Consider the following 11,026-nt stretch of genomic DNA (forward strand, 5'->3'; position numbering starts at 1 on the left):
TCGCGCTCGGCCTCAAGGCCATCGACCAGCAGCGCGAAGTCGATGTCGTCGCCGGTCGTGCCGTGCTTGCGCGAATCGCGTTCGAGCGCGGCGAGTTGGTCCTCGAAAATCTGCTTGGTGTCGGAAAGCAGGCGCCCGATCAGCGTCGACTTGCCGTCATCGACGGAACCGCAGGTCAGGAAGCGCAGCAGCGACTTCTTCTCTTGCGCCGCCAGATAGTCGCGGACGCTTCTCGCGGCGGAAAAGGACAGGTCAAGGATTGGCGTCCGGCGATCCTCATCCACGGCAGTCGGCCGCGATGCAATTCGTAAGGCGGGCCCGCACTTTGCCGGGCGATCCGATCTGGCTTCTAATGGACATGGCCGTCTGCAACCCTATCACCGGCTGTCTTCTCACGATCTGCGCTTCTGCAAGGTCAGGTAAGAAGACTGCTGGATCGTTATACGCCTGGGCCCGCGTCTGTGAAATGGTCCAATAAGGTCAGGCTCGCCTGACGCTGCAACAGGATCATCATGATCAAGGCAAAGTCGTTGCCGCGAGCTCCGACTTGGAGCTCGTCCGCCGCTAGGCAAATGTGACCCGTAACGGGTCAGTAGGTCTGGCACCGCAATTGCGTTGACAGATGTGTGGGCTGGGGCGAGGGTCCGTCGCCTCGCAAATGGGGCGGCGGGCCTTTAGTAAACGAGGGGCTTTGATGGAGCGGCCCGGCACCCCTTGTTGGGATGGGGCTAGGACACCGGGCCTAACCGACGGGCTGTTTGTGAGAAACGGCGCCGGGGGCTGGGGGACTATATGCGCTCATGCTGAATACGCGCAAAGCATACGAACGAAGTACGAGAGCGACAATTCGGGGGCAGCCGATGGCCGATAAGCCGGTGAGCTCGCTGGTGGTAGAGGCAGAACTGGTCAACCTCGATCTCAGTTCGGGCGATCTTGAGTTCGCGTTAATAGTGTCGTGTGGCGTTATGCAATCATAGGTTGTCATACTTTCAGGTATATTAGCTAGCTAAGATATAATTACCAAATTGTTAACCAGGATTAATGCGTCTTTTCCACAGCATCGTAGTATGCCCTCCAGGTTGGGTTACCTCCATAGGGCGGGGAAGCCATACGCCGGTGCGTTGGGACGGCGTATGCCCTACTCCTTGAATCCAATCTTCAGTCAACATCTAGTCAGCCTGACAGACGATGAGCGTATCAGTTCACGCCTTTGACATGCTTTGCGAGGGAGCCAAACCAAAGAGGAGAAAAGCAAGTCAGCGCGATGGAGAGGAGTAGGTAAAGCGATGGCACACCCCCAAATTTCCGATTTTTGGAATGATGCAACAAGACCGATACACAATGGACATCTGCCGGACGCGAATGGTCTTGGCAGGTCCGATCTCGACGAAGGACGTCCAAGCGAAGGCTTGGTCATGATTGTCGACAAGCGGGCGCTTGAGCGTGAATGCCTTGCGCGCGGCCTTATCGAACACAATCCCACTTTGCGCGTTAGCGCGGTAGGATCGCTTGACGAAATCCAGCACATTGCCGGGGACGAGGAGCCATCCGCGATCCTCGTAATTCTTGGCGCCAGGAAGGTCACGGACCAGAGTGTTCGGGCGGAACTTGCGCACTTCATTTCCGAGTATGGCACCGTACCCGTGATCGTCGTGGTGGATTCCGACGAGCCGGGGGAGGTTCTCGCGGCTCTCGAATGCGGCGCCCGAGGCTACATTCCCACAAGCGTGAAGGTGAAGGTCGCTGCCGAGGCCATTGGTCTCGCTCGTGCCGGAGGGATATTTGTCCCTGCTAGCTGCGTGCTGGCGCTTCGAGAGATCATCCACTCGACCGCTAACGGTGCCCGTCCGCTCACCGGCATGTTCACCACACGCGAGGCTGCGGTTGTGGAGGCGCTCAGGACCGGCAAGGCGAACAAGATAATTGCCTACGAACTCAACCTCTGCGAGAGCACCGTCAAGGTTCACATCCGAAATATCATGAAAAAGCTCAAGGCTACGAACCGCACCGAGGTGGCGTACAAGCTTAGACAGATGTTGCTTTGAGGGCTGCCTCGATCGGTCTTTGCCTGGCCGGCTCTGGCCATGCGACTGCCGGATACGTTAAGGGCGGGACCACAGGTTCGTCGTTCTGAACTAAGGTTTCGAAGGTCGATGGTCCCGTCCGAGCGTTTTCGCGAAACGGGCTCGCTCGGCGTGTGTCTAGGCACGTTCCTGGACAACCGTCGCGGACCCTGCCGTTACGAGAAATCCAACGCTGTCCCCTCCAAGCTCCGCGCCCCGATATGCGGCTTCGGCGGCCTTCAGCCCACCCGTCAGTCTGCGGACCATTGGAGCTGGTCCGAGTACGTCAAGTGGAAGGCCCAGCTGACCACTGGTGGGCCGTTTCGGTGGCCAGATCCTGAGGCCGAAATAGCTGGCGGCCGAGCGATCGACCCCGCCGCTGAATTGCACCAGCAGCGCCTGGTGAGAGTTCCGGGCAATACGGCCCAGGCAGTTGATGTCCATTGGTGGTTTGTCGGTTGGCCTCATCGCGACCACGATCACATCCCACCCATCGTCGGTCAGGAGCATGGGGTGCGAAAAAACACTTACTCTCGCCCCACCCTCGCGTAGCGCATCCTCAAGGGACGGTGCACAGGGCGTGTCGCAGACGATGGCGAGCCTCGCGGCTCGTTGAACGACACCGGCATCGCCGAGCAAGACGCAGCATAATCGCGCGAATTCCGGCAGCAGGTCTATGGCTGGGTGGCTGAGATTGGGGGCCGCAACTTTGATGCCGGCCTCGTCACAGGCGTCGAAGTCCACAACGCCCGGCCGAAGCTCCCATGGTTCAGCCATTAGCGAAACAACCGCATGCGAGGGCAAGAGTTCGATGAGCGATCTCGAAATCGGCCCGACCTCGAGACAGTTCGTGACGAGGTCGACGTCCTGCCATTTGCGGCTGTCGATGCGGTTCGTCACTTCAACGCGTTTGGAGACCTTGGCGTGTTTGGCAAATGCCAACGTCGCCTCTGCGGCTGCCGCCAGGCTCGGATGTCTGGACGATATGCGGGTGAGCGCAACGACACGGTCGGCATTGGCGAGCGCCGCCACTGTAGCAGTCACGGCTTGGTATCCTGTCGTAGCGCCAACGACGACGGTGAGGCCGGAGAGATCGAGATCAAGCAAGGCTATTTGCTTGCGCACGATAGCAAGCACTCCGGCAAGGTCGGTCTCGGGAACACGAGCAAACGACGTTCCGGCAAAATCATGTGGTAAAGGCATCAAGCTGGGCACTATGTTGCGCGCTCCACTATCAAATTAGGCCTGCAATGTCGTTTAAGCGGACCAACCGCCTGCCGGATCTTGTCTCGGCGCGATGCACGTGCATTTCCCGCATTGTTTTGGCGGATGCCTTTGCGGCCTCGCGCATTTAGCACCACGAGCGTGACTGCCTGGATTGGTTGGCACTCTGATCTCTTGGTGGCTGAGCCAGGTCCAATGCAGGCTCTGGCAATACATCCGAACCTGCCTGAACTGCTACCGCAGCAAACGGATGCTAGGTGATACGCCGTTTGGTCAGAAGGCTTACAGACCCTACGCCAGCGACGCGCGGATCAGGCTAAGGGGTAAAGAGCGCCGAGTACGCCGCTACCTCCTTTGCTTCTCTTGCGAAGAATGACAAGCCGCTGTGAAGTTGGGCAGCAACACCAGCAGCGATACTTGGTGAAACCCGTGACAATCAGCGCGTTCGACGTAAAGCGCCGCAGAGCCGGCATCCACATCGGCCAAAACCTCCGTCCGCTCGGAGGCCGGCCCAAAAGGATGATGGACATGACTGTCGCATTGATCGCGCTTGTCCTTGCTGCTCCGGTCATGCTGGCGGTTGCCCTTTTGATATTGGTGACTGACGGGGGACCGGTGGTGTTCTCCCACACCCGGGTCGGGTTCAATGGCAAGCGCTTCGCCTGCTACAAGTTCAGGACCATGGTGGCGAACTCGGAGCGGGTCCTGGCCGACTATCTCGCCAGCAATCCCGAGGCCGCCAAGGAGTGGGAGCAGAATTGGAAATTCAAAAACGACCCGCGCATCACATTCCTGGGGTATATTCTCAGGAAATCGAGCCTGGATGAGCTGCCTCAACTCATCAACGTGCTGCGCGGCGAGATGAGTTGCGTCGGCCCTCGTCCGGTCGTTCCCGACGAACTCCGACGTTACGGCTCCTGTGCGATCGATTATCTGAAAACTCGACCGGGTCTAACCGGCCTGTGGCAGGTGACCGGCAGAGACGCAATGGATTATCCCAGTCGTGTCTCCATCGACAGCCGCTATGTGCGGGAATGGTCCCTGTGGGCCGATGTCGTCATTCTCGTCCGAACTGTCTTCGCCGTGATGAAATTCGACCAAGCGTCTTGAGTAAAGCGCATCGCAAATTCTTACCATCATGCATATCGTTGCCGCAAAAGATCACAGCGTGTCCTGGCGGCAAACAACGGCGAACAGCTCCGGCGCCGGGGCGCGACGAATGCGGCCGCGGACCATCATTGCTCGCGTGACATGCCACGGCGCCAGACGACGCCAAGGACGAGGCCGAGCAAGTAGGCGCACTGCAGAACGATTACGAGAAGCAGGATTGAAACTAGGCGGCTCCAATCAAACAAACTGCCGATGCCGCCTGCAACGACGCCGACAACGACAGTCACGGCGGTCATGATGATGAGCGCAGCCGCTTGAAAACGGAATCCCAGCAAAATGCCGACCACCCCGACCGCGACAAGGCACCAAAGCAAGGCGATCTCCTATGGTGTGGAAGACTCAAGTGCCGTACCTGAGTCTCCCACATCTGCGAATCCGTACCAACACCCAATCCGGCTGCACTGACTGGCCGACTGTCGATCAAGTGGCGGAAAATCGCTGCACCTCAGCCGCTTTGCACAAAAGGCGTAGGGCACCCTGTCCCAATGCCCCCCTTTCGCTCATTTCCTTGTCCACCTGCCGAGCCTACGCTGCTTGTGAAATAGGTAATGCGGAGATTCACCCGCCATGCGGCAGCATGCCAACAAGGCGCTGGACGTTGCGCGTCGGGGCAGGGCTGAGTCGGTGCGACTCCCTGGATAACGCGTTCGGTGTGACATCCATCTATGCTGCAGATATCCGTTCTTTTACTGATCGTGTCCATCTGGTTCCCTGGCGCCACGCGGATTGCCGGAACGGATGGCTCCCTATCTTTCTTGCTGGCTCTGTTTTGCGCCCTGGTAAGCATCGTTGCCTACGCCGAAACAGCAAGACGCCTCCATCGGGCCGAAGCGGCCTTGGCGACCGCAGTGCTGACGACATCTGCTTTCATCATCGTTCTGTCCCTGCTGTCGATGCTCTACGCAGACAATCCGACCAGGACAATGCGCGCGGTTTTCGCGCAGGTGTTCGGTTTCGCGATTATTCCAGCAGTCGCAGCGATTTCCACCAGACCAAAGGGTCTCGTGGCAATCGATAGGATAGTGATGACGATGATCATCATGAGTGTTGCGACATCCTGTTTTGTCGCAATCGGGCTGGGTGATGCGAGATTCGCCGATCGCGCGGAAGGCTATTTCAAGCACTCCAACCAACTCGGGATCGCTTTATCGGCTGCTCTGCCGCTTGTCGCCGCGAAGCTGGTCTCATCCCGCAGCCACCGCCTTCTCCTGTTGGGCTGCCTCGTAGCGGTGCTCCTGGGTTTGGTGAAATCGGGTTCAAAGACAAATTTCGTTCTCGGCGTTGCAGGCCTCGGAGCGTTCTTCGGAATATACAGCATCTATCTGGTTAGAAGAAAGCAGAGCCCAATAGCAGTAATCGTGGGTACGGTTACGGCTCCGATATTGCTGGAAGCGAGCCGGATGGCGTTGCAGTACCTCAATCCACGGGCTTACAATCTGCTCGCCCTTCAATTGTCCGGAGGCGAAGCCCATTCGGTCGTCTCGCGGCAGCGACTTTGGTCTATGTCAATAGACCTCGGCCTATCGCACCCGTTTATGGGCGTCGGCGCAGGGCAGCCGGTTGGCGATATCGCTCCCCATAGCCACAACCTGTTCATCGACGCCTTTAGAACACTGGGGATTCCCGGCGTCGCGTTGGTGTCAATAATGATACTCGTGGTCGTGGTATATGTTGTCAGCGCTGTCCTCAGTACATTGTTTGATAAGGACAGGGGGAACCATTCGACGGAAATTAATGTGATGGTGCTCGGAACATCGGTTTCCGTTTTCAACTACATCGCGGCAAACCAGATGAGCGATTCTTTCGGCCCATCAACAGCGGCCTTCTTTTGGCTGCCATTGGCTTTGCTCATCTTCTACCGCGGCAGGCAACGATCGATGCAGAGCGGGCTTGGTGAGAACCCAAAGCTGTGCGCGAGAATTGGGCCTCAGCTCTTTCAACATTGAGCTTCCGCCGTGTTCCTTTGTCTTCCTAAAATCAACTTTGCCAACCATATCCGATGATTCCGCACACAGCGAGCCACCTAGCGGCAGGTTTGCCGCCAAGCCTTGAAGCACGCGCGCTTCAAACAGACATTCGATTCGTGGAGTTTTTTGGTCTCCCTGGGATCGGAAAGACAACCGCTTCCACCCTGTTGGCGAACGACTTGCGACGGTGCGATCCGCCGGTAGGCGATGTGCGGATGGCGTGGGGGACAAGAGCGTTCATCGACCGCCAGATCTACAGGATCGGTATTGTTGCCCCAAGGCTCAAGGACCGCCAGTTTCGCTCGCTGCTCGCCAGAATTGCACGTTTTGTCATTGAAAGCAGGCAATCATCGGTTGTCGATGCAATCAGGGTTATCTGGAACCTTTCGGTTTTGGTTGCCTATATCCAGGCCGAGAGGCAAGGAAAGAATACTGTCATCATTATGGATCAGGGCCTTTTGCAGGGGTTCCTGTCCGTATTGCTCAAGAGCAAGCATCGGGAAACTTCGGAGAAGTGGTTTGATATCCTGCTCGCCATTGGCGTGCATGACATGGTTTTTGTCCATCTGCGCGGCGAGATCGGCCTAGCGCGAAATCGACTTCTGAAAAGGGGCGATCGGTCCTCGCGGATGCAAAGGGCATCTCCCGACTGCGACCGTCATCTCTGGCCGGCGGCGGATCGTGCTTGTCGCCAGATTGTGGCCGATCTTGAGAGGGGAATGCGAACGCAAGATCATGTCGGCGTGCTGGTGGCAGTCGACGTGGAAAGGTCGGCATTGCCCGAAAACGTCGCCGAAAGGGTTCTGGACGCCGTGCTTCTGGCCTGCCTCGAACGGCCTCGGCTGGGCGAATAGGCAGGTCAATGAGCACCACAATGAACCGCCGATCATTCATGGCCGTCGCCGGCCTGTACCCTGCAATCGCTCTGTTGCCGGGTTCGGGCCGAGCGCACGGGGAACAGACGCTGAAAGGCAAGGAATTCGTCCTGGCAGGTGCGTATGGCTTCGAACAGCAATCGATTAGGAACCTCCAGCCGGGAACGACAATCAACGCGCGAAATGCTTCCTTCACAGTTGCCAACAGCAGAAACAGCGATCCCAGCGCGATAATGGGCTGCGACGAGGGGCCATTGCCCGTCAATCGCTATCCGCTCGTCATCCGCAACTGCCCCGGCGTTCGCTTTGTCGGAGGGCGTTTCGATGGTCAGGTGCCGCTAGCGTCTGATTGGCGCGACACCTACTGCAACAGCGCGGCCCTGCTGGTCAGGGACGGAACCACCGACGCGACGATAGAGGGTGTCCGTGCGCGCCGCTGCTGGGACGGCATTCGTTTCGCCGAGCACGCCGACGGCTTTCGGCTAAAAGGCTGCTGGCTCAGCGAAATCAGGGACGATGCCGTGGAGAACGACTATCTCCTCAGCGGCATCGTTGAAGACTGCCTGTTCGACGGATGTTTCTCAGGGATCAGCCTGGATCCTGCGTCAAACGAACGGGACGGAACAGGCCAAACCGTGCGGATCGACAGATCTCTCATTCGTATGCACGCCTTTCTCTCCAAGGGCGAAGTCACACATCAGGCGCCGATCAAGGCTGTCGATCAGTCACCCAGATTGAGGATCACAGAATCGGTTTTTGCATTGGCTGCGGCCAACATGCGTGGATTTCGTCGCCTGGAAAGAACGTGGCGGCTGACCATTGAAAGTCGCGACAACGTGTTGCTGTGGCTGCCCGACGAGCCAATCCCCTCCGCGTTGCCGCCACCGCCGTCTGGTTTCAGACTTCTGTCGGGCGGCGACGCCCGCGGCTATTGGAACAAGGCCCATTCCCAGTGGATCGCGGCGCATCAGGACGTGGTCCGGTTTTCCGACGAAGTGCTGTGAGAGCTCGCAGCCCTCGGCAACGATTATTCCAACTGCGAAGGCATTTGGCGCCCGCCCATTGAATTCACCTGCTGGCAACAACAGCTTGGACCGTCACCGCGATGAATCAGCACGAGGCGATTGACAGAACCGTGGCATCAGGCCTCGCCGATTGGAATTCTGCGACGTTTGTGATCCAGGGGCGGTTGGTACGGGTCAGGGGGCAAAACATCCTGTTCAGCCCATCCCAGCAGGCTATTTTTGCCGTCAACGATACGGCTGCCGACATCTGGCGCTCTCTGGAAGAAGGCATGCCACCGCAAGCCATCTCGGTCGAGATGGCGCGCAGTGGCGTCGATAGGTTTCAGGCAAATAGGCATGTCGAGGCTGCGCTCGGGGATTGGCAACGGCTGAACTTGATACGGGCCTGCGCGCCTGTGTCTCCGTCAGCAACTCAGGAACTCGTGAGCCAGGTGGTCGCCGTTGCGGGCCTCAACATACGCATCGTCTATCCGGCAGCCTGCGCCTTTCCCGCGATCACCGTATTTCGGCACCTTGAGGTCAGAAGAGAGACTGTCGACGTTCTGCTCGAGGTAGTCGGGCACGGGGGGCGGGTCCATCTGTTGCGGGATGGTGAGTGGATTTTGTCCTGCTCCCTCGACGAACTACCCGTCATGCTGAAGGGGCAATTGCTGACCGAAGTTCTGGACCACGGCGCCTATGAACTTGCTCTCCATGCGGCAGCGCTTGTCAGAAATGAACGTATGGTCCTTCTTTGCGGCAACCCGGGCGCGGGCAAGACAACACTGACTTTGGCGTTGGTCCGTGCAGGATTCGGCTTTGCCGCTGATGATGTGACGTTGCTTGACTCTGGAGGGCATGGCGTCGGCCTTCCATTTGCCCCGGCAGTCAAGGCGGGCGCATGGCCGCTTCTGGCCGAATACTGCCCCGATCTCGATGACGCTCCAGTCTGCCGTCGCCCCGACCGCAGGCGTGTACGGTTTGCCGTACCCAAGGCGTTTGTTCCCTTGCCTCCTGCTCCCCTGCCCATCGGCTGTGTGGTCCTGCTCCGTCGAGGTCGCGACACGAAAGCTAGCCTGGAGCCGGTCGATCCTGCTCAGGCATTGCGCGGGCTGCTTAACGGAGCGCTTGCACCCGGCGGAGAGCTGAGCGGCACCGCGTTCGAAGCGTTGACCCAACTCATCGGATCGGCGGAAACCTATTGCCTGACCTATTCGAGGCTTGATGATGCGGTACAGCTTATCACGAAGGCGTGCCGATAATGAGCAGGGGGGGCGCGCTTGAGGCGTTGATCGCCGGACTTCGCGGCAGTCCGACTGACAAAGCCGACTGGCAGGCCGTGATTGCTTTGGCAAATCACACTCTGCTCACACCCGATTTGTTTTCCTCCCTCGCGCGTGCCGGACAAATCCACCAGCTCCCGCAGGACGTGCGTGAGTATCTTCGGTTCGTTCACGACTGCAATCGGGAACGGAATCTGCGTTTGCGTTCCCAATTGCGTGAAGCCGTTGCGGCCCTCAACGGCAGCGATATCGTTCCGCTCCTGCTCAAGGGTGCCATTCCCTTGTTCCTTTCACCGGCCGGCCGGATTCCCAGCAGGATGACGAGTGACCTTGATCTAGCTGTGAATCCGCGCCAAGAGACGGTCGCCAAAGCCTGTCTTGAAGAGCTTGGCTACGTCGATGTGGCGGGCGCTCGGGGCATGGCCCGCCAGCAGGACGCCGGAATGCTGGAGCTCCGGTCGAGCCGAGCGAACGGCTGTCACCCCCCCAAGCTTGTTCAGCGAGACCGCCTTCGGGTGAAAATTCCTACCGCTCAGTCCCGCGCCATGCACTGGATGGTGCACGACCTTCTCAAGGAGGGAGATTACTGGCGCGGAAGGATAGATCTCAGGCACCTTCATGATCTGGCACGATTGGCGGAAAGCGATGACGTGGATTGGACGTCACTGCAGCGATCCATGTCGGATGGAACCGCCCGTAATGCGCTCGACACTCAGCTCCTGGCCATGCATCATTTCTTTGGAACCAAAATCCCGGCAAAATGTGCACAACGCCGGATGGTCCGCTTCCAGCATTGGAGGCGCATCTTCACGGCGACCCACCCCATCATCGGCGCCCCGCTGCGCCTGGCCGGCAATTTGATGTGGGGCACATGGCGGTTTTCACTCGCCTACGGCTTGGCGCGACGTGGGCCGTCGGACTTCTTTCGTCGCATTGCTCGCACGCTTTTCAAACCTCACACCAAAATCTAAGCCTTTTGGAGAACTAGTGCCGCAGGGTCACAAAGCATAAGTTCAGATCTGTAAATTTGAGACGGTTGTGGAGAGGTTTGACATGTCAACTGAAAGCACAAAAAGCTCAGAACGGATTCAGGAGACCTTGGTCTCGGAGGCCCAAGCTCGCCGCGACTTTCTCAAGAAGGCGGGGCGTTTTGCGGCGGTTACGCCGCCGGCCGTGACGCTTTTGCTCGGCACAAGCTTGAACTCCAAGGCGATTGCAAAATCGGGCGGATCACGCCCAGGCAATGGTTGGGGAGACAAGAACCACATCCACTCCGGTCCTCCCGGGCAGGCGTAAGCTCTTCGAGCATCATGGTCGCTGAAAACAGCGTTGTGAGAACGTAAGCCTGTCATTTGAAAAGCCCGGGCCCACGGCGGGGACCCCCAAAAAGGCGCACGGGGGGGGGGGTGTGTTTTTGGGGGGGCGCGGGGGGCCCGACAT

General features: G+C 58.6%; 11 protein-coding genes. 8 read left to right on the forward strand and 3 right to left on the reverse strand.

Annotation, left to right across the window (positions count from 1 at the left end; all coding sequences use genetic code 11):
* Positions 1–251, reverse strand: a 251-nt coding sequence (locus NKI38_RS32605; RefSeq protein ID WP_352664893.1) for a GTP-binding protein, incomplete at its 3' end; no start/stop codon positions are given.
* 1,164 nt (positions 252–1,415) lie between these two features.
* On the opposite strand from NKI38_RS32605, the gene NKI38_RS32610 reads away from it, so the two are divergent.
* Positions 1,416–2,045 carry a LuxR C-terminal-related transcriptional regulator gene (locus NKI38_RS32610; RefSeq protein ID WP_352664877.1) on the forward strand — a complete coding sequence of 210 codons (630 nt, stop codon included), beginning with the start codon at positions 1,416–1,418 and terminating at the stop codon, positions 2,043–2,045.
* 156 nt (positions 2,046–2,201) lie between these two features.
* Here the strand turns inward: NKI38_RS32610 and NKI38_RS32615 are convergent, their stop codons facing one another.
* Positions 2,202–3,269: a hypothetical protein gene (locus tag NKI38_RS32615; RefSeq protein ID WP_352664879.1), complete on the reverse strand. Its 1,068-nt coding sequence runs from the start codon at positions 3,267–3,269 to the stop codon at positions 2,202–2,204.
* 438 nt (positions 3,270–3,707) lie between these two features.
* On the opposite strand from NKI38_RS32615, the gene NKI38_RS32620 reads away from it, so the two are divergent.
* On the forward strand, positions 3,708–4,397 hold the full coding sequence (locus NKI38_RS32620) for a sugar transferase (RefSeq protein WP_352664895.1): 690 nt from the start codon (positions 3,708–3,710) through the stop codon (positions 4,395–4,397).
* A gap of 125 nt (positions 4,398–4,522) precedes the next feature.
* On the opposite strand, the gene NKI38_RS32625 is transcribed toward NKI38_RS32620, so the two are convergent.
* On the reverse strand, positions 4,523–4,771 hold the full coding sequence (locus NKI38_RS32625; protein ID WP_352664881.1) for a hypothetical protein: 249 nt from the start codon (positions 4,769–4,771) through the stop codon (positions 4,523–4,525).
* 351 nt (positions 4,772–5,122) lie between these two features.
* Between NKI38_RS32625 and NKI38_RS32630 the strand changes: the two genes are divergently transcribed.
* From NKI38_RS32630 to NKI38_RS32655, 6 genes are all read left to right on the forward strand, one after another.
* Positions 5,123–6,403, forward strand: coding sequence for an O-antigen ligase family protein (locus tag NKI38_RS32630; RefSeq protein ID WP_352664883.1), 1,281 nt, complete (start codon positions 5,123–5,125; stop codon positions 6,401–6,403).
* 236 nt (positions 6,404–6,639) lie between these two features.
* Positions 6,640–7,278, forward strand: coding sequence for a hypothetical protein (locus tag NKI38_RS32635; protein ID WP_352664885.1), 639 nt, complete (start codon positions 6,640–6,642; stop codon positions 7,276–7,278).
* 8 nt (positions 7,279–7,286) lie between these two features.
* Positions 7,287–8,303, forward strand: coding sequence for a hypothetical protein (locus NKI38_RS32640; RefSeq protein WP_352664887.1), 1,017 nt, complete (start codon positions 7,287–7,289; stop codon positions 8,301–8,303).
* A gap of 101 nt (positions 8,304–8,404) precedes the next feature.
* Positions 8,405–9,565: a PqqD family peptide modification chaperone gene (locus NKI38_RS32645; RefSeq protein WP_352664889.1), complete on the forward strand. Its 1,161-nt coding sequence runs from the start codon at positions 8,405–8,407 to the stop codon at positions 9,563–9,565.
* Positions 9,565–10,557 carry a nucleotidyltransferase family protein gene (locus tag NKI38_RS32650; RefSeq protein ID WP_352664891.1) on the forward strand — a complete coding sequence of 331 codons (993 nt, stop codon included), beginning with the start codon at positions 9,565–9,567 and terminating at the stop codon, positions 10,555–10,557. Before NKI38_RS32645 ends, NKI38_RS32650 begins: the two co-directional genes overlap by 1 nt.
* Positions 10,558–10,639: 82 nt before the next feature.
* Positions 10,640–10,882: a hypothetical protein gene (locus NKI38_RS32655; protein WP_352664897.1), complete on the forward strand. Its 243-nt coding sequence runs from the start codon at positions 10,640–10,642 to the stop codon at positions 10,880–10,882.
* Positions 10,883–11,026 lie beyond the last annotated feature (144 nt).

It is taken from the genome of Mesorhizobium sp. M0621 (assembly GCF_040320745.1).
In the GTDB taxonomy this organism is placed as follows: domain Bacteria; phylum Pseudomonadota; class Alphaproteobacteria; order Rhizobiales; family Rhizobiaceae; genus Mesorhizobium.

What these genes read in the sequence shown, in the direction of transcription:
- NKI38_RS32610 (WP_352664877.1), top strand. Translation starts at nt 1,416, where the DNA reads ATGATTGTCGACAAGCGGGCGCTTGAGCGTGAATGCCTTGCGCGCGGC.
- NKI38_RS32630 (WP_352664883.1), top strand. Translation starts at nt 5,123, where the DNA reads ATGCTGCAGATATCCGTTCTTTTACTGATCGTGTCCATCTGGTTCCCT.
- NKI38_RS32635 (WP_352664885.1), top strand. Translation starts at nt 6,640, where the DNA reads ATGGCGTGGGGGACAAGAGCGTTCATCGACCGCCAGATCTACAGGATC.
- NKI38_RS32640 (WP_352664887.1), top strand. Translation starts at nt 7,287, where the DNA reads ATGAGCACCACAATGAACCGCCGATCATTCATGGCCGTCGCCGGCCTG.
- NKI38_RS32645 (WP_352664889.1), top strand. Translation starts at nt 8,405, where the DNA reads ATGAATCAGCACGAGGCGATTGACAGAACCGTGGCATCAGGCCTCGCC.
- NKI38_RS32650 (WP_352664891.1), top strand. Translation starts at nt 9,565, where the DNA reads ATGAGCAGGGGGGGCGCGCTTGAGGCGTTGATCGCCGGACTTCGCGGC.
- NKI38_RS32655 (WP_352664897.1), top strand. Translation starts at nt 10,640, where the DNA reads ATGTCAACTGAAAGCACAAAAAGCTCAGAACGGATTCAGGAGACCTTG.